The organism is Pseudoalteromonas sp. S2755, assembly GCF_005886535.1.
Lineage (GTDB): Bacteria > Pseudomonadota > Gammaproteobacteria > Enterobacterales > Alteromonadaceae > Pseudoalteromonas.
In genome coordinates, this window is the sequence record NZ_PNDS01000113.1 from 1 (window position 1) to 19,074 (window position 19,074).

The 19,074-nt window shown below is 42.8% G+C and carries 12 protein-coding genes; 3 read left to right on the forward strand and 9 right to left on the reverse strand.

Annotated features, from left to right (window positions below):
- Nucleotides 1-33: 33 nt before the first annotated feature.
- Both CWC03_RS17270 and CWC03_RS17275 read right to left on the reverse strand, forming a co-directional pair.
- Nucleotides 34-294, reverse strand: a complete 261-nt coding sequence (locus CWC03_RS17270) for a helix-turn-helix domain-containing protein (RefSeq protein ID WP_138582954.1) — start codon at nucleotides 292-294, stop codon at nucleotides 34-36.
- Nucleotides 295-561: 267 nt separating this feature from the next.
- A complete protein-coding gene (locus tag CWC03_RS17275) occupies nucleotides 562-2,739 on the reverse strand; it encodes a malate synthase G (RefSeq protein ID WP_138582938.1) in 2,178 nt (725 codons plus the stop codon).
- Nucleotides 2,740-2,986: 247 nt separating this feature from the next.
- Here CWC03_RS17275 and CWC03_RS17280 point away from each other — a divergent pair, with 247 nt between their 5' ends.
- Entirely contained in the window at nucleotides 2,987-4,591 is a 1,605-nt protein-coding gene (locus CWC03_RS17280) for an isocitrate lyase (RefSeq protein WP_138582939.1), read from the forward strand.
- Nucleotides 4,592-5,085: 494 nt separating this feature from the next.
- Nucleotides 5,086-7,134: an ATP-binding protein gene (locus CWC03_RS17285; protein ID WP_138582940.1), complete on the forward strand. Its 2,049-nt coding sequence runs from the start codon at nucleotides 5,086-5,088 to the stop codon at nucleotides 7,132-7,134.
- A gap of 37 nt (nucleotides 7,135-7,171) precedes the next feature.
- Here the strand turns inward: CWC03_RS17285 and CWC03_RS17290 are convergent, their stop codons facing one another.
- Nucleotides 7,172-9,715: a TonB-dependent receptor plug domain-containing protein gene (locus tag CWC03_RS17290; RefSeq protein WP_138582941.1), complete on the reverse strand. Its 2,544-nt coding sequence runs from the start codon at nucleotides 9,713-9,715 to the stop codon at nucleotides 7,172-7,174.
- Between the two features lie 359 nt (nucleotides 9,716-10,074).
- On the opposite strand from CWC03_RS17290, the gene CWC03_RS17295 reads away from it, so the two are divergent.
- Nucleotides 10,075-10,560 (forward strand): hypothetical protein, encoded by a 486-nt coding sequence (locus tag CWC03_RS17295; RefSeq protein WP_138582942.1) that lies wholly within the window; start codon nucleotides 10,075-10,077, stop codon nucleotides 10,558-10,560.
- Between the two features lie 75 nt (nucleotides 10,561-10,635).
- Here CWC03_RS17295 and CWC03_RS17300 read toward each other — a convergent pair whose 3' ends face one another.
- The 6 genes from CWC03_RS17300 to CWC03_RS17325 all read right to left on the reverse strand — a co-directional run bounded on the left by CWC03_RS17300 (nucleotide 10,636) and on the right by CWC03_RS17325 (nucleotide 18,780).
- Nucleotides 10,636-12,117 (reverse strand): DNA recombination protein RmuC, encoded by a 1,482-nt coding sequence (locus CWC03_RS17300; protein ID WP_138582943.1) that lies wholly within the window; start codon nucleotides 12,115-12,117, stop codon nucleotides 10,636-10,638.
- Between the two features lie 62 nt (nucleotides 12,118-12,179).
- Nucleotides 12,180-12,866 carry a response regulator gene (locus tag CWC03_RS17305; protein ID WP_138582944.1) on the reverse strand — a complete coding sequence of 229 codons (687 nt, stop codon included), beginning with the start codon at nucleotides 12,864-12,866 and terminating at the stop codon, nucleotides 12,180-12,182.
- Between the two features lie 5 nt (nucleotides 12,867-12,871).
- Nucleotides 12,872-13,075 carry a hypothetical protein gene (locus CWC03_RS17310; RefSeq protein WP_095727698.1) on the reverse strand — a complete coding sequence of 68 codons (204 nt, stop codon included), beginning with the start codon at nucleotides 13,073-13,075 and terminating at the stop codon, nucleotides 12,872-12,874.
- Between the two features lie 233 nt (nucleotides 13,076-13,308).
- Nucleotides 13,309-16,401 carry a DEAD/DEAH box helicase gene (locus tag CWC03_RS17315; RefSeq protein ID WP_138582945.1) on the reverse strand — a complete coding sequence of 1,031 codons (3,093 nt, stop codon included), beginning with the start codon at nucleotides 16,399-16,401 and terminating at the stop codon, nucleotides 13,309-13,311.
- A 170-nt stretch (nucleotides 16,402-16,571) separates the two neighbouring features.
- Nucleotides 16,572-17,534 carry a ParB N-terminal domain-containing protein gene (locus tag CWC03_RS17320; RefSeq protein WP_138582946.1) on the reverse strand — a complete coding sequence of 321 codons (963 nt, stop codon included), beginning with the start codon at nucleotides 17,532-17,534 and terminating at the stop codon, nucleotides 16,572-16,574.
- 13 nt (nucleotides 17,535-17,547) lie between these two features.
- Nucleotides 17,548-18,780, reverse strand: a complete 1,233-nt coding sequence (locus CWC03_RS17325; RefSeq protein WP_017216876.1) for an AAA family ATPase — start codon at nucleotides 18,778-18,780, stop codon at nucleotides 17,548-17,550.
- Nucleotides 18,781-19,074 lie beyond the last annotated feature (294 nt).

Below are 19,074 nucleotides of genomic sequence, written 5' to 3' on the forward strand. Positions count from 1 at the left end.
AGAGAACAAGTTGTTATCCCGGGTTCAGGTTAACTAGAAACGTTTTCGAAACTCGCTTGGTGTTAAGCCCATACACTTATTAAACACCTTGCGGCAGGCTGTCGTATCCTCGTATCCAACCTGGTACGCAATCCAATCAAATGGCTTACTCGTGCTTTCTAATAAATCACACATTTTCTGCACCCGAAACCGTTGCAGATATTGATTTGGATTGAGTCCGAGCACCTTAGCAAAACGTCGCTGTAAGGTTCTTTGCGTAAGTAGAGCGATATCAGCTAGTTCTGTAATTGATATATTGTGACCATAATGGGGTTAATGTACTGAAAGATATAAATATAGGCTTGTCGTGATAAATCACGATTTACGGTTCCGACGTAGGTTGAGGTTTTCCTCGACACATATCTCGACAAGCACCTAAACAATGCACAGCAAAAGATCTCGTCGTGATAAATCACGACCTACGAACCCAACGTAGGTCGAGGTTTACCTCGACACAAGCAGAAAAACCAAAAAGGCTGGATTGACCAGCCTTGATTTGAGTGACATCGAAATGAAAAGGGACTAATTAGCCTGCTGCTTATAGGCTTGTCGATAGGCATGAAGCAGCGGCTCGGTGTAACCATTGGGTTGAACTCGGCCTTCAAATACCAAAGATAACGCAGCTTTATAGGCGAGGTTTTCACTAAGCGGTTTATGGTCATTGAGCATTGGTTGGTAGAGGCTGTCACCTTCGTTTTGACCATCTACTACAGCCGCCATACGTCTAAAGGTTTTTTCTACTTGCTCTTCGCTACAAATACCATGATATAACCAGTTAGCGATATGTTGGCTTGAAATCCTAAGCGTTGCTCTGTCTTCCATTAATCCAATGTGATTGATATCTGGTACTTTGGAACAGCCCACGCCTTGATCTATCCAACGCACCACATAGCCCAAAATACCCTGCGCGTTATTGTCTAATTCGGCTTGGATATCCTCTGCAGATAAATCGTTTTCTAACATCAACGGGGGCGTGAGTAAGTTATCGAGCGATGCTTGCTGACGTGTTTTTATCTCAAGTTGGCGTGCAAACACATCCACATAGTGATAGTGCATCGCATGAAGCGTTGCTGCAGTAGGGGAGGGCACCCAGGCGGTATTAGCACCTGACTCCGGATGGCCTTGCTTTTGCTCCATCATCAGCGCCATTTTATCTGGCATTGGCCACATTCCTTTGCCTATTTGTGCCTTTTTCCTAAAACCGGTTTTAAGGCCAATATCCACATTTTGATCTTCATAGGCCGCTATCCAAGACTGTCCTTTAATTGCCACTTTGGGCAATACAGGGCCCGCCAGCATTGAGGTATGAATTTCATCGCCTGTTCTATCCAAAAAGCCAGTATTGATAAATACTACACGCTGCTTAGCGGCAGCAATACACGCTTTTAAGTTTACCGAAGTACGGCGCTCTTCATCCATAATCCCCATTTTAATGGTATTTTTGGGTAGCGAGAGCAGCGCTTCAACTCGACTAAATAGGGTATCAGTGAAAGCGACCTCTTCAGGCCCGTGCATCTTTGGCTTCACGATATTGATACTTGCTGCCGTCGAGTTTTTAAACGGACTATTTCCCTGCAAATCATGCAGCGCAGCCGTGCTTGTCATGATGGCATCTAAGATCCCTTCGAACTGCTCGTTTCCTTCTGCATCCAGTATCGCTGGTGTTGTCATTAGGTGGCCAACATTGCGCACAAACATCATAGAACGACCTTTTAGTGTCATACGCTGGCCTTGTGTATTTACATAGCTTCGGTCGGCATTTAGCGTCCGAGTCAGCGATTGTCCTGACTTTTCGAAGGTCTCGCTCAAGCTCCCTTTCATCAAGCCCAACCAATTTTGATATACCAATACTTTGTCTTGTGCATCTACCGCCGCAACTGAGTCTTCACAATCCATGATCGTCGTAAGTGCAGCCTCAAGGACGACATCTTTGATCCCGGCTTTATCTGCCTGTCCGATCGGATGGTGCGGATCGATTTGGATCTCAATATGCAGATCATGGTGGCGCAACAATATCGCACTTGGATTTTGTGCCTCCCCCTGATAACCCACTAGCTGATCAGGCTTTTGCATTGCAACTTGGGTGCTGTCGTTGAGTGTAATCACCAAATTGCCATCTAGAATCGCGTAGTTCGTACTTTCTATGTGAGAGCCTTCTGCCAGCGGCAGCGCTTTATCGAGAAATTGCCTAGCATAAGCCATGACTTTAAATCCGCGATTCGGATTATAGGCTTGAGTACGCTCAGCACCATCCTCTTCACCAAGGACATCCGTTCCATAGAGCGCATCATACAAGGAGCCCCAACGCGCATTCGCCGCATTGAGCGCAAACCTTGCGTTACTGACAGGCACCACTAACTGAGGTCCAGCTGCGCTCGCGATTTCAGGCTCTACATGCTCAGTTTCGATGGTAAAATCTTCAGGTTCAGGCTGCAAATAACCGATAGATTCAAGAAATGTCCGATATTCTGCAGATTGCCAATCAGGATGAGAGAGGTGGTAATCGTCAATTTGCTGTTGCAGGGTATCGCGTTTGTTGAGTAACGCTTGGTTTTGCTTCTCAAGTTCCGAAAAAATATCCGCTACGCCTTGCCAAAACTGATTGACCGCGATCCCCGTACCGGGAAGTAAAGATTGCTCAACAAAGTGCGCCAGTGGAGTCGCAATTTGGAAGCCTGAATGAGTGACATACTTGCTCATGGAGAGTCCTTGATTAACATTTTTTGAACGGGATAGGTCAAACATAAAACAATTTTTGGAAAAACGAACCCCTTTTCCCATTCACAAAAAATATACTCGCAATAACAACTATAAATTTAAAAAATCTAATTTATCGGCCTAGTGTTTAATTAAGCCCGCAGCCAACCACTCTCACACCGGTCGGTTTCGTGTAACAAACAACCAGAATTTAATTTGATTTATAGTACCCGTTCAAAGGAAGCTAATTATGTCTCAGTATCAAACTCAGTTAGATCATTTCTCTAGCCTATGCCAAAGCCAAGGAAAAACTTGGCAGTCTATCAGTCCTGAGTATGCCAGCCGTATGCACCTACAAAACCGTTTTAAAACCGGTTTGGACATTGCAAAATACACGGCAAAAGTGATGCGTGAAGACATGGCAGCGTACGACGCAGATAGCAGCCAATACACGCAATCGCTTGGTTGTTGGCACGGTTTTACCGCGCAACAAATGATGATGGCCGTAAAACGCCACAATAAAACCACAAAGCGCTCTTATGTATACCTAAGTGGCTGGATGGTTGCAGCGCTACGCTCAGAGTTTGGCCCACTACCTGACCAAAGTATGCATGAAAAAACAGCGGTTCCAGCTTTGATTGAAGAGATCTACACCTTCCTCAAGCAAGCCGATGCACGAGAGCTAGATCATCTCTACAAAGATCTTGATGCAGCAAGAGCAAAAGGCCAAGATACAACAGCGATCCTTAACAAAATAGATAACTTCGAAACCCATGTAGTGCCTATCATTGCTGATATTGATGCCGGTTTTGGTAACGAAGAGGCGACCTACCTTTTAGCTAAACAAATGATTGAAGCGGGCGCTTGTGCTATTCAAATCGAAAACCAAGTATCGGATGCAAAACAGTGTGGCCACCAAGCAGGTAAAGTAACGGTACCCCATGAGGACTTTTTAGCTAAAATTAACGCTGTGCGATACGCCTTCCTTGAGCTTGGTGTTGAAGATGGCGTGATCGTTGCTCGTACCGACTCATTGGGTGCTAGCTTGACGCAAAAGGTACCAGTATCAAAAGCAGCTGGTGACCTTGCGAGTCAATACACCAGCTACTTAGACACCACGCCTGTGACCTCAGCCGCTGATTTACAAGAAGGTGAAATGGCAATTAAGCTGGATGGCGAATTACAGAAACCAGTTCGCTTGGATAACGGCCTCTATCAATTCAGAGCAGGCACAGAAAAAGACCGTGTGGTACTAGACTGTGTAACCAGTCTTCAATCAGGTGCAGATCTATTGTGGATTGAAACCGAAAAGCCAAATATCGAGCAAATTGCCGAGCTGGTTAACCGAGTTCGCGAACAAGTGCCCAACGCTAAGCTTGTGTACAACAACTCACCATCGTTCAACTGGACATTAAAATTCCGTGAACAGGTATACCAACAATGGCAGGAGCAAGGTAAAGACTTATCGGCATACCCAAATCCAAGCTCGGATGCAAAAGTATTGATGGCGCCAGAGTTAGACGCAACCGAATTGGCAACAGAAGCCGATCTACTGGTGCAAAACTTCCAGCGTGATTCGGCAAGAGAAGCGGGTATTTTCCACCACCTAATTACACTGCCAACTTATCATACAGCAGCGCTCAGCACAGATATTCTGGCTGAAGGCTATTTTGGTGACGCGGGTATGCTTGCCTATGTACGCGATGTGCAACGACAAGAAATCCGTCGCGAGCAAGCATCAGTTAAACACCAAGATTTGGCTGGATCTAATATCGGTGACACCCACAAAGAGTATTTCTCTGGTGAGAATGCTCTCAAAGCAGGCGGTGAAGCCAACACCATGAACCAGTTCTAAACACTCTAGCTAAATATCGACTTACACTTATATAGTTCCTTAATCAGCAAGGGCCGTCAGGCCCTTTTATCTATTGTGGATCAGATTTTTACTAGCCACTGGTAACTGAGATCACGTATTTACCAACTCCAGCTATTCAGATCATGTTTTTACTAACCTAGACCTATTTGAGATCAGAGTTTTATTAACTCAACACCTAACGATCCCGATCTTTACAGTAAAGATCTAAGATCCAGACAAAAAAGAGCGCATTTGTGACTTTTTTCACTGTCACAAACCAAAATTTTACTAACTAAACCAGCGACAGGTCACATTTTTACTAACTTACTTAGTAAAATTTTGTTCTGAGTTTATTTTGACTAAAAACCAAAATATGACTAACCTCAGATTTATAAGCACTCCATTCTGCTGTAAACCCCCTTTACACTTTCCATATTTACCCCACTTTTCCATGTCAAACTATAAAACTGATTACAGTACATTGAAGTTGATACATGACCCCCATTAAGAACTTAATAAAAGCAGTAGCACTGCTTACAGCGATGCATTGCCAGGCAGGGAATACAGTTATCAAGGAAATAGAAGATTTAGAAAAGGCAGGAAAATACACCGAAGCCTTAGTTAAAATTGAAACGGCCAGCGTCAGTGAAGAAGAAGAAACGCGATATCAAGCGATTTATTTGCAGGCCATGATTTATCGAAAGCAAGACTTATACGAGAAATCTATATCTACACTTAGCTATATCGAAAAGCAATTTTTCCTTACCGAAGCGCGCAAGTATGATGTATACAGAGAGATAGGCATTAACTATCGTCACTTAAGCCAGCTTGAGCAGGCCGAGTCTTTTTACTTAAAAGCACTTTCTTCAGCCGAAGCGATGAACAAGTCAAATTTAGTGGCGCAAACCTATAATAATCTAGGCGTTGTTGCCGACCATAGAAATCTGCTTGCGCAATCTATGCAATATCACTTAAAAGCCTATGAATTGCTAAAAGGAACTGAACAGTACGAAAAACAAGGGGCTAATTTTTATAATCTTGGTGATATTTCTGTGCGTATGGGAGATAAGGAGAATGCTGAGTATTTCTTCCAACAAGCTCTCGTTGCAGATAAAGCTTCAAAAGAATTACGCAACGTCGCTGGCACAGCCCTTCGCTTGGGAGAGCTAAAGTTTAAAAATGGTAAAACGGACGAAGCATTGGCGCAAACAAAAGAGGCCATTGAGTTTCTAAAAGAGCTTAATGCTAGGGTTTCACTCGCAAGGGCATATCGTAACTCCGCATTGATCCATATAGCCAGGGCAGACTTAGACAATGCCCTGGCGGATGCACTAGCAGGCATTGAATATGCCACTCAAACCAGTTCAACACTGCAACAATTTTACGCCTACCTGACGGAGTTAGAAGTAAGGCTAAAACGCAGAGAATTAGCCAAAGCAAAAACACTCCTCACCAAGCTGGACGCCCTAACTGAAATTGAAACGGCAGAGGTGCTGCTCGAAAAGTATCACCGCCTTAAAGCAATAGCGCTTGCTGCACATAATGAATACACCCAAGCCTATCAGTTTATGAAGTCGACTTCAGAGCTGCAGACTCGACTTCATGAAGCATTACTAGAAAAACAAGTGAGTACCTATAAAGCCAGTATTGACGCGCTTATTCAATCTCAACAACTGGAGCAAGCACGCTCTGCACAAGCCATAACCGAGGTTAACTTACAAAATGCCAAGCTATCCACACAAATGTGGGTGATCACTGCAATCTCAACCTTTTTAGCTGGATTATTTCTAGTCGGGTTTTTTGTCGTCAAACATAGAAATGCGGCGCTAAAAGCAAAAATGTATCAATTGAATATTGAACATAAAGATAAAATGCTGGCCGATATTTCCCACGAGTTACGTACGCCACTTAGTGTATTAAAACTCCATATAGAAGCGATGGAACACAATCTTATTGATGACAGCACAATTGCATATGCCAAGATCAACAACAAGATAAATCAGCTAAATGAATTAATCTCAAACGTATATCAATTGTCTCAAGCAGATCACGATGCACTTGTCATCCATCCTCAGCAACATGGCGCGAAAACGGTTATCCAGAGCTATGTGTACGATATTGAAAGATTAGTAACAAGTAATCAGCTGCAATTTATCGCCGACATTCACGTCGATGATATGAGTATTTACATTGATAAACCAAAGCTAGATAGGGTTATCGATAACCTTGCTAAAAATGCATGTTTATACACAGATAAACCCGGCAAGGTCAGGTTTAAAGCTGTAGTCAATAAGCAAGGACTATTTCTACAAGTAGATGATAGCTCACCAGGCGTATCAGAGGCCGAGCAAAACAAACTGTTTGAACGTCTGTATCGTGTCGAAGCATCGAGAAGCCGTGCAACAGGAGGCTCAGGTCTTGGTTTATCTATTTGTAAGAGCTTGATTGAAGCGATGAATGGAAAAATCACAGTGAAGTCAGGGAAGTATGGCGGTTTGTGTATTCAGATAAACTTACCTCACGCGGTAAATGTATCAGCATAAAGTATAAAAGGCCAAGCATCTGCTTGGCCTTTTGTCTTTAGAAACGATAGCTGATATTGCCATACACGAAACGACCATCGGTGTTATATGCCGAAAACGCAGAGTACGGGAAGATCTGATTAAACGTTGTATAACCAATATTACTAACAGTATCTTGTGGATATTGATCAAATAGATTGTTAGCGCCTACTGCAAACTTCCAGTGGTCACCTAGGTTATAAGCCACTTCTAGATCAGTGATCCATTTAGCGTCTAATACTTCATCGCCTTCTACTGCGCTCGAAGAATCTACCGTTTCACCATAACGTGTGGCACGTAATGTCGTCTGCCAATCACCAAATTGCCAAATTGCAGCTAAGTTCCACTTGTCTTTTGGTGTTCCATCTTCAAATCGTGCAATTTCACGACGAGCAAAGTACTCATAGCTGTCACCAAGGGCTTCAAGCTCAGCAGGGTTTGCTTTTACATGCGTCACTTCAGTGTCATTGATGTTTAACGCAGCACTTAAACGCAGATCACCGTAGTCGGCAAGATCAAAACTGTACGTTGCTACGATATCCACACCTTGAGTACGCGAGTCGATAGCATTCGTGAAGTACCTTACACTTTGCGTATTGAGCTCACCCGCTTGCTGCAAAATATTAATGACCTCAGGACCACCCAAGTTCTCAGAAAGGACGATGCGATCGTCGATGTCAATGCGATAAGCATCCACGGTAAATGAGAACGCATCCAATGTGAAAACAAAACCTGCCGTCACATTGACCGACTCTTCCGGCTCAAGCTCTCGAGCACCCAGCGCTTTTGCAGCAGGCGTATCAACAGGGAAGTGACCAACTTCACTCGGTACGCCATTTTCAAATACCGTAGCAATTGATTTATAGGACGTTTGAGCCAATGAAGGCGCTCTAAAACCTGTACTTACTGCACCACGTAGTGAAAAGTTATCCGACACCACATAGCGCGATGCCAGTTTACTGGTGAAGGTGCTGCCAAAATCACTGTAATCTTCAAAGCGACCCGCCAAGACGACATTCCAGTCCTGCGTTAAGTAGGTATCAAACTCTGCGAATAAAGCGATGTTATGACGAGATTCATCGACAGCACTTGCTGGTGAGAAACCAGCGAGTACTTGCGCACCACCAGCCGCAACGGGATTGCCTTCTGCATCAAGCACGGTGAGGTAAGACGCTTCTTCACCGACTTCAATTTCATAAGTTTCGCGGCGATATTCTGCACCAATAGTGAAAAATACGTCATCCGGTAAGCCTAAATCCAATGCCGTTTTAGCATCAGCATTCACGAGCCACTGTGAATAGACTAAAGCGCCGTTATTAAACTCAGTCGGGCTTGTTACCCCCATCGAAGTATTCAAACTATTTACGACACCCAAAGCGAAGTCATTCACACCATAGTTTGTACTGATATCGTAATCCCACTCACCTTGAGTGCCTTTTACACCAACCGCAAAAGAGTAATCATCTACATCGCTGACGATTTGAGGCAAGAACCCATCTGGGTATACCGCAGTTAAGTTGCGGCTGTCATTTGCGCGACGATAGAAACCACCGGAGTTACCTTCACGTGTCGAGTAGCTACCAAATGAATAAAGCTCGGTTTCAGCATCTAGGTTGTAACCCGCATTGTAAAATAGTGCAAAGTCTTCCACTTCGGCTTTACCAAAACGGTGGTTGTAGCGATCGAATGAAAACTCTCTTGAGTCAAGTTGACCATTTTCATCACGAGCATATTGCTCTCTTGGATCGAAGCCTGAACGATTAGTTGGTTTTTTATCTCTATATTCGGCAGACAGATTAATAAAACCATCATTACCTAAAGCAAAACCAACGTTGGCACCAATTGTTGTAGTACCACCATCATTACGCTTGCGGTCATCTCCTAATACAAAGTCTAAATCGCCCGCAGCGTTTGCACGGGTTTGTAATAAGTCAGGGACACCTGCCATCTGTGTATCGTGCTCACCATAGGTCACACTAATACTGCCGCCTTCTTCTGCATCTTTAAGCACAATATTAATAACGCCAGCAATAGCATCTGAGCCATATTGAGCAGCAGCGCCATCACGCAGTACTTCGATACGCTTAATCGCGGCAGCTGGAATGGTATTTAAATCAACCGCCGTTGAACCACGACCAACGGTACCATTTAAATTCAATAATGCGCCGGCATGACGACGCTTACCATTTACCAGCACTAAGGTGTGATCCGGTGCTAAACCTCTAAGTACTGCCGGACGGGCGTGATCCGTGCCATCCGCCAGCGTTGAATTTGGGAAGTTAAAACTAGGCACTAGAGTTGTTAGTACTTGGCTTAGCTCCAGCTGACCTGTACTTTGCATATCATCCAAGGAAATGACATCTACCGGTACTGTGCTCTCGGCAACACTACGAAGGCTTCTTCGCGTACCTGTGATTTCGATGACTTCAATACTTTCTTTGGCTTCAGAGTTGTTACTTTCTGCTTGCGCATGAATTGAAATAGTTGAAAGAAGCGCAGCACCGACAGCCAACGAGATTGGCTTGCGAACAGCGTTTTCCAGCTTGTTATTAATAAATTGCATAGTTTGTCCCGTGAATATGTTGAACGCAGAGTCTCTACAAGACCGATTATTACTTAATTTAGTCAATATGAAGATAAATCAAGACTGAATAGGATACCTAAGTAAATAACACAAAATGCGATACGATACCCATTCGACTTACGACCAAAATGTTGGTACTTACTAATTCAATACCAGCCTAAAATTAAGTCACTACCTTAAGAAAAGACGCGGATTTTAGAATTATTCTTTCGTCGATAATAAAGAATTTTTTGATCTACCTTATACCTCATAAGGGGCACTGGTCTGATGTTTACCCACTCCATTTTTACTCCACATTGAAGCGCTTAAATATCAGCATGCAGAAACGGAGAGTACCAATGACACAACGGACGCTAAAACATGCTGAATGGTTGAAAATTGTTGAATCTAGAGCGAACCAGCAGCAACTTCAAATAAAACCAAAAAATAAACTATCACCTGCTGTGATTTGGACTTTTGTACTAGCCACTATGATTTCACTGGTCAGTGCATGGGCATTTATCACCGAAACGCCTGAGGCACCCACTCAGCAGCTTAGTAAAGAATCCCAAATGCGTATCAATCGCTACTTTACCAAACAGTATATGGTTGGAAGCTGGCAGTTCTCACATTTAAAAACCAGTAAAGATGACATCAATGTGTTTATCCGTATCCCTACTAAACTTGCATTAACGGGACAGGCACTTAAGGGTTATATCGAGCAATCACTATGTCCACCGGCCAATAGCAATGTTTGGCGTGATGTCAGCCAGTTTGCGCTTTATATGCACTTGTACTCGGATACGCCACGCCACAGTGACTATGCTAAGTGCAAAGCACCTTAACTATTTCAAGTTAAATTCTTTTATCTTTCGTTCAAAGGCCCGCTGGGCCTTTTTTTGATTTTTGGATTTCAAAGGTTATTTCGCGCTGTCGTGATTGCCAAGCTGACTTACCGGCTCGAGCTCAAGTTTGGCTTTTTCTTCGAGTTCTTCGGGTAGCTCTTTGACTACAGCAACACCTAGCTCTTTAAATTCAGAGGCTTGCTTAATTAAGTTGCCTTTACCCATATACAACTGAGAAAACGCGCGCTCGTAGCTCTCTTTTGCTTTATCAAGCTGTTTACCCACCCCTTCCATACTATGTAGGAAGCTATTGAGCTTGTTATAAAACTTCTCAGCTCGAAGCGCCAGCTCTCTGGTGTGCTTGCTTTGCTCTTCAAAACGCCATAACTGTTTAACGATATTAAGACTGGTTAAAAGCGTTGTTGGCGTTGCCACCAATACATTGTTTTGTAAAGCGTCCTGATAAAGCGTTGGCTTATGCTTAACCGCCTCAACAAATGCAGACTCCACAGGGATAAACATGATGACCACCTCTGGGGAGTTAAGACCAGGTAAGCGCTCATAAGATTTACTACCCAACTCTTTGATCCGTGCAGTGATGGCTTCGGTGTGTGCCACAATGGCTTGATTCGCTTCACTATCGGTTGTGGCATTAATATACCGTGTATAGGCATTCAATGAAGTTTTTGCGTCAATTACCAAATGACGAGATTGCGGTAAGTAAACCACGACATCAGGGCGAAACTTGCCTTCGTCAGTATTAAAGTTTACTTCTCGCTGATAGTCGTACCCTGGACGTAGTCCAGCGCTATCTAGCACATTTTCAAGCATGAGTTCGCCCCAGTTACCTTGTGCTTTCTTTTGTCCTTGTAACGCAGTGGTCAAACGATCCGCTTGCTCAGTCATGGCTTTATTGTTGGCTTGTAGGTGCAGCAATTCAGTTTTCAATGACGCCCGTTGCTTCAGCTCTTCACTATGAATGGCTTCCATTTTATCTCTAAAGCCCTTTAATTCACCTTGTACTGGCTGCAACAACTGCTGGATTTTTTCTTTACTTTGGTGACTAAAGCGCTCGCTTTTCTCATCAAATATTTGATTCGCGAGATTGTGAAACTCTTCTTTAAGCTGGACTTTCGCTTGTTCAAGCTGCGCGAGCTGTTGCTCGAAGCTCAGTTGCTTTTGCTCCAGCAAGGTTTGCAGATTGGCCATTTCAACTTCTAACTCATGAGCATGCACTTGAATTTCTTCCTTAGCATCGAGCTCTCGCTGCCACAGCTGCTGATATTCAGCGGCTTGCCGTTGACGCTCAGCTAACCTTGCTTGCAATTGCTGCTGTTGGCCATGACTTTGTAGTTGCTGCGCTCTTAATTGCTCAGCGAGTTGCTCGGCTTGACTTAGTTGCGACCTAAGCGCTTGCTCGGAGGCGAGTTGAGTATTGAGTTGATTTTTGAAAGTACTGCGCATGACCCAAACAACGGGGAGTAGGGTAGCCGCACCACCTGCGAATAGCGCAAGACTAAACCATGCAGGCGTATTGGAGAGCATTGACCAAAGCATATTGAGATCTCATCGGTTCTTCTACTTTGATAATACCTTAGATATAAATTTCAATCACTTAGTCATTCAGTGATCTGTTGACCATTGTAGCGATATCCGGCGCCATATACCGACTCTACAATTTTTGGAGATAAATCTAATCCTTTGATTTTCTTTCTGATATTTTTAATGTGGCTGTCGATTACGCGATCCGAAATATCAAAGTTATCCGGTTGAATATAATCAAGAATTTGCTGTCTTGAAAAGACACGATTTGGTGCGTCATATAAAAGTGCAAAAACATCAAATTCAACTTTGGTTAAGCCTAATGTACTGCCATTCAGTTTAACCGTTAATTCTTCGCGATTTACTTCGATAGGCTTTTGATACGCATTGGAGTTTACACAACGGCGTAAGATCGCTTTCATGCGCATCACTAATTCAGCAGCACTAAAAGGTTTACATACATAGTCATCTGCGCCGACTTCTAAGCCCTTTAAACGGTCAGCTTCTGCCACTTTGGCAGTCAGCATCACAATAGGTACTTCAGAAAACTCTCGAATTTGACGCATACACTCTACGCCATCTTGGTTCGGCAACATAATATCCATCAAGATTGCATCTGGTTGGTTTACCTTTACCCAAGGTACAACTTCGGCACCGTCTGCAATATGAAACATTTCAAAGCCGGATGCTCTAAAAAACAACAGCACCTGCTCTGCAATATCTTGGTCGTCTTCGACGAGCAAAACTCTTGATGGGGTAGACATAAGATTTATTTACTCTTTGCTTTTAACTTTTTCAATTGTTGTCTAACTTGGCGCTTTAGCTTGTCTGAAAGCGTGTCATCGAACAGTAACATGGTCAGTATACTAGACAAGTCGTCTGAACTCGCAACTTCATTAAGTAGATCATAGTCTGATTCTGATTTCGTCTCAATAAAGCTTAAGTGTGAAATTGTCGCATCGTAGCAAAGCATAACGTTATCCTAATTGGTCTATGGCGTTTCTCCGTTATAGCTATTAAAGCGTGAGATTATGGAATAAAAATGGAGTGAATGATGTTTTTTATCAAAAGAAAAGCCAGCTTAATTAAGCTGGCTTATTACAATCAGTAACAAAGGGGGAAAATCAACATATGCTCACTGCATCAACAATGCCACAACAAGCACTATCATAGACCTTCACCTTTGCTGATTAGTTCCAAATTTTTTTAATTTTTTATCAGCGCGAGCATCTGTGACTCATCAAACTGACCAAGATTAACGCCAGACTCAGCAAACAGAGCGTCAACAAGGGCTTGCTTATCGCGTTGCATCTTAAACACTTTCTCTTCGATAGAGTTCGCCATAATCAGCTTGTACACGAATACCGGCTTATCTTGTCCGATACGATAGGCACGATCTGTCGCTTGATTTTCCACCGCAGGATTCCACCAAGGATCAAAATGGATAACCGTATCTGCTTGTGTCAAATTCAAACCAGTTCCCCCTGCTTTTAGGCTTATCAAAAAGACATTGCACTTGCCTTGGGTAAACGCCTCAATGGCTTTATCCCGTTGCCTCGTCTGCCCTGTCAGCATTGTGTATTTCAACTGTTGCTGTTGACACTGCTCAGCAATGAGATCTAACACGCTGGTGAACTGGCTGAAGATAATTATCTTACGACCTTCACTGAGTAGCACTGGCAGGTGTTGTGCAAGCCACTCAAATTTAGCGCCATGTTGGTCGGTCAGTGATTTATCAACCAATTGTGGGTGACAGCAGATCTGACGTAACTTTAACAAAGCATCGAGGAACGCCAGCTTGCTTCTTTCAACACCTTGCTCCTGAAATAGATTGAGCAATTTGCTTTCTACTTGGTGCTGAACACCTTGATATAATTTATGTTGCTCATCAGAGAACTCTAATTCTTTGATGAGTTCTGTCTTATTGGGTAGCTCTTTCACTACCTCAGCTTTTGTACGACGAAGAATAAACGGCGCGATCAGCGATCTGAGTTCTCGAGCTCTAGGGCGATCTTGTTCTTTTTCAATTGGGATCTGGAAGTGTTGCTTAAACTGCTGCTTAGTACCCAGCACATCAGGCATGACAAAATCGAGCAGCGATTTAAGTTCGAGTAAATTGTTCTCTACCGGTGTGCCACTTAAACAAAGTTTAAAACGGGCGGATAGGCTCTTTACGCATTTAGATATTTGTGCACTTTCGTTTTTTATATATTGCGCCTCATCCAACACAATGGAATCAAAATCAAGCCCCTTATAATACGCCACATCGCGCTTAAGTAGCGGATACGTCGTTAGAATAAATCGTGCACCAGACAAGTTAGTAAGTGCTTCCTCTCTATTCGAGCCGTGAATTATGGTGAGCGGTAGATGTGGTGCGAAACGTTTAAATTCGTCACGCCAGTTCCCCACTAAACTCGTCGGACAGACAATTAAACTTGGTTGCGTCACAAGCGTATTGTGCTGAGAAATAAAGTAAGCAATAACCTGGAGCGTTTTTCCAAGACCCATATCATCGGCCAGAATGCCGCCTAACTGATGGCGATTAAGAAACTTAAGCCAGTTAACACCTTGCACTTGATAATCTCGTAGGGTGAAGCTCTGTCCTTCGCTGGCAGGGATCACATCAAGATTTTCTATCGGTTTATCTAGCTCAGCGAGATATTCAAGTAACTTTTGATCGTCTGAATCGGCATGAATATGAGTCAGTTCAAACAGCTTTTTGGCATACGACAACGGAAATTTAAATTGTGAGCTCGAAAGGTAATAACTAAAACGAGATTTAAGCTCCAGCAGTTCATCAAATATGGATTTGCTAATGGCATAGAACTGCTCGCCGATTTCGACGTACCGATATTCATGTGCAAGGTTGTTAAGCTCATGAACCGGATGCTTATCCCAATTGAGCGTAACGGGCTTGTCGTCTAACATGACCTTACCGAGCACATGATGTTGCTTATCTCGTTTAAGGCTTAACAGCACTTTTGGCGTAACAACGAGGCCATTGCTTGGCAACTCGTCAATAATCCAACGTTTACCCTGTAAAAGTGGCCTGATCTCTCTGTTAAACCAATGGACTTCAACGCCATCTTCAGTTGGTAATAAAAATTCGTCCCCTTCATGGACAAAGCCGAGACCTGTGAGTACCTGCTCCAGCCTTGCTAACTGTTTTTTCGTCGCGCCTTTTCCAAGCGGCTCAATTGCAAAGCGAATTTTATTTGGCCTATCTAGTTTTATAAGTTTGGCAACATTAGATTGCTTACTCGCTAACTGCGAAAACCCAGCAGGAGGCGCAATGACATCGTCCGTAAAGATATCTTGGAAACGCGCCATCACCTGCTCTAGCTTCTCTGCCGTTATTGTAGGCATAGTATGAAGGTGGGCGATTTCCTGCGCGGTAAGCTCTGACTCTATTCGGCCAACGACCAAGTTCTCTGTATCTAAATACACAGGAGGTTCTGTTTTAATCAAGCGCCAATGCTCAACATTCGCAAGGCGGCTTTTAAGTTGGTATTCATTGCCTTCTTGATGCCAGTAAAAATCTAGCGTTTGCTTGTGTCCAAGCTCCAAAGGTTGGCGCTGGTTACGATAAAAGCAGCGATGAGTATGTACCAGTTGTGTCAGCGCATTGAAACCCCAAGCACCAAATAGTTCAAAGTGGCCTGGTGTGTTTTGCGAGCGGATCCAGCTAAACAAGCGGAAATCGTTTTCTAGTAAGCCAGCTGGCGCAACTTGGCTATTGAGCTGCTGTTCTGTTAAGACTCGACCCAGAGGGTAAACACCGTCGGGCCGATTTGGCGATACCTTAGGGTTTACAAGGACTTCGTTTGCCCGAGGCTCTAATACGAAGAGCAAGACGTTTTCCGCGTCTGCTTTATCTACTTGCTGCAACTGCCCGAGTTCATTAAACCAGTCATTAACCAAATAAGCCTCACCAAAACCACCAGAATGTTCGATTTTAAGTTTGAGCAATACTGCAGCAATGTGTCGACATTTAGGATTATTTGAACAAGAGCAGTTTGCTTCGACCGAAACGATACCCTGTGATTGGTTTATTTTGATGTGCTGAGTGAAGGTATTGCCGTAATTTCCCAATACCTGCGCGTCGATTTGCGCAAAGTTTTCGCTGTGTTGGAGGTAGCAGACTTGTTCGTCTTGTAAATACTCCTTAGCTTTCGTAAGTAAAGCTGAATTGAAGTACTGACGAAGAAAACGTTCAGACAAAGGGAATTGATTAGCCTGTTCCTGTTTGATTTCTTCAAATAAGGCGAAAAGTTGCTCTTTAGATAACTGCGAAGACATTAAGTGCACGTCAAAATTAAAATAAAAAGCCAGTATATGAAATTAGTGATTTGAGCTAAAGAGAGAAATACGAGAAATTCGCTAAAAAAGGACTGGTTGGAGGTCAACTGACTAGAAAAAGCGCCGAGTTGCTTGATAATTCAACCAACGCGGCCATTTTTGAACGAACTTTAATTATAACTGCTTAGCAGCTTTTGTAATTGTTCCAATCGTTTATCAGTCAATACTCGATTATCTATTTTTACGGTAACATCACCACTTTTTAAATTTCTTTGCACTCGAATATAGTCGTTCTCTAGCATGGATTCCACGCGAGAGTCGCTACTTCCGAATGTGGTTAAGAATTTAGTGATCTGAACAGCGCGTTTCTCATCTGACATCTCTTCTGTCATAAAGTCTTGCGCTTTTAGCGCAGCAATTTGCTCTGAAAACAGCTCAGGTTGTTCTTGTTTTGCAGTAATGAGTTTTTTAGCAGCTTCACGGCCCAAATGATTTGCCGTTGGATACAATTGCAATACTTCGACCGGAATGCTTTCATAAGCTTTCAACGCATCAGCAATAGCTGTATGAGAAACGCCTTCCACGGCTGCGATTTCTCGATACGATCCTTTTTGGCCCTGCTCTATTAAGTTTTGCTTAGTGTCAAAATAAGCTTTACCTAACTCCCAAAGGCTCGGAGCGATGTATTGATCGGAAGATACCGCTAATGTTTTTGCATCTTCATCGCTAAAGTCTTTCGAGCTCAACACCACATAATCCGCTTCGGCAAGCATACAGGCTTTACGTCGTCTTGAACCCGATAAAACGTGAAGTTTGCCATTATGTTGCCAACATAGGGCGGGGTGGAGATTACGTTTATCTTTTTTAATGGCAGGTAATATATCTGCGACCGCTTTTTCGCTTAATAAGGATTGCTCACGGCGATTCTGCCCATAAACTGTGGTTTTACTCTCAATTTCGCTAAACGGTACCACTTCACAGGTTAGTACTATGGTTTTTGTCGGATCGCTTGGCGCAGGCATAGTAACCACATCGCCTACTTTAGCTTGATCTAAAAGATCGTCAAGACTACTGCCTTCAACCGCAGTAGCAAAAGGATCTATTCGAGTGTCATTTTTACGTTTTCTAGCCATTATTAATACCTTTTTATTCTGCTAGCGAAGATTGTGTTGAAGGCCAATTTGAACGGATCAGCATTTCTAATTCATCAACCACGTCTTTGATATTTTCTTGCGCTTTTAGCAATGCTTCACGACTTGCTAAACTATCTGAAGTCTTTTGATCAAAAATAGTGTTAAACGATGAAGAGCTCGCTGTAATTGCTGAGCTGTGGTTAATTGGATAGCTCATTACTTGACGGCCAAACGCACTACGTACATCTTTAACGATATCGCGTTGAGAATGGTTTCCTTTTACATAGTTAGTGACTAAGAATTGCATAAAGTCCCAGCCTTCGTGGCCAAGTGCAGCAACAGTATGATATATCTCGCCAAGACGCTTCAGGTATTTATTATTAGCGTCGAAATCTACGGCCTCTGGGTGTACAGGTATTAACATCGCTGTAGACGCCATCAATGCGTTGTAGAACATAAAATTAAGTGAGGGTGCGGTATCTACTAGGATAATATCAAACTCGTCCTGTACGGGCTCTATAACCTTCTCTTTGAGCTTATGATAATGACGTGTCTTTTCGTAACTTGAACTTTCCTTTAACTCTGTTGCCGTTTCATGTTCAAAGTAAAAGTCATCCATACCAGACGGTAGTACACGAATGTTTGGAATGTGGGTTTCTTGGAATGAATTAGAGACAAGATCTTTCCATGTTTCACCTTCATCTAATTCAATGCAATCTCTCATCAGATCGCCAACTGTGATCGGTTCATGATCATTAGATGGAAAAAAGCTTGACGATGATCCTTGTGGATCAAGATCAATGATCCCGATGCGATAGCGCTTAATGTTGGTTGTAGCTAGTGCCGCTGCGATATTTACCAAACTTGTTGTTTTACCACAACCACCTTTCAAACTATTGATCACGATGACTTGTAATTTATCGCTAGACTTTCGTTGATCAGCATTTACACCCAGAACATCTGCCATTGCAAAGATATTTGCTAATGTGTATGCATAATGTCCGTTTGCACCTTTCTTAATATTGATGGTATCAAAGTCACCTTGGTCATGGCGTCTTTTTAGTGTTCTGTTATTTACACCAAGTAGGTCTGCGGCTGCTTTTTGCGTGTAAGTTCTGAGCTCTTTCTCTTCAGTTTTTAGATGAGCTCTATAATGTTGAATACGACCAGCAAGTGATTGTTCAGCTACTTCTGCCGTAGCTTTCAACAGCCGGTACGTTGATAGCGCATTGTTATTTATAGACATACACATTATCCTTTATTTGATAACGATTATTATAATGTCCATATATTTTGCTGTAAACACAAAAAAACAAAGACATTTGTAATTTTGATTTACATCTAAGTATAAATAAGAAAGTTTAGATATGGTTAGATATATAGGTATTAAAGACTAAGGTAAATAAATAATACCCTAACTAACTGTTTTTAATTGTTATTTTTGTTTTTTATAGATCTACTTTTTACTAGGTAAAGATCAGATCCCTTATAACTCTGAGATCGAAATTTTACTAACTACAATTTCAAAAAGTTATATATA

Excerpts from the sequence above, each read along its gene's own strand:
- CWC03_RS17300 (WP_138582943.1), bottom strand. The coding sequence starts at position 12,117 with ATGCTTTGGTCAATGCTCTCCAATACGCCTGCATGGTTTAGTCTTGCG.
- CWC03_RS17320 (WP_138582946.1), bottom strand. The coding sequence starts at position 17,534 with ATGGCTAGAAAACGTAAAAATGACACTCGAATAGATCCTTTTGCTACT.
- CWC03_RS17280 (WP_138582939.1), top strand. The coding sequence starts at position 2,987 with ATGTCTCAGTATCAAACTCAGTTAGATCATTTCTCTAGCCTATGCCAA.
- CWC03_RS17305 (WP_138582944.1), bottom strand. The coding sequence starts at position 12,866 with ATGTCTACCCCATCAAGAGTTTTGCTCGTCGAAGACGACCAAGATATT.
- CWC03_RS17325 (WP_017216876.1), bottom strand. The coding sequence starts at position 18,780 with ATGTCTATAAATAACAATGCGCTATCAACGTACCGGCTGTTGAAAGCT.
- CWC03_RS17290 (WP_138582941.1), bottom strand. The coding sequence starts at position 9,715 with ATGCAATTTATTAATAACAAGCTGGAAAACGCTGTTCGCAAGCCAATC.
- CWC03_RS17295 (WP_138582942.1), top strand. The coding sequence starts at position 10,075 with ATGACACAACGGACGCTAAAACATGCTGAATGGTTGAAAATTGTTGAA.
- CWC03_RS17285 (WP_138582940.1), top strand. The coding sequence starts at position 5,086 with ATGACCCCCATTAAGAACTTAATAAAAGCAGTAGCACTGCTTACAGCG.
- CWC03_RS17315 (WP_138582945.1), bottom strand. The coding sequence starts at position 16,401 with ATGTCTTCGCAGTTATCTAAAGAGCAACTTTTCGCCTTATTTGAAGAA.
- CWC03_RS17275 (WP_138582938.1), bottom strand. The coding sequence starts at position 2,739 with ATGAGCAAGTATGTCACTCATTCAGGCTTCCAAATTGCGACTCCACTG.
- CWC03_RS17310 (WP_095727698.1), bottom strand. The coding sequence starts at position 13,075 with ATGCTTTGCTACGATGCGACAATTTCACACTTAAGCTTTATTGAGACG.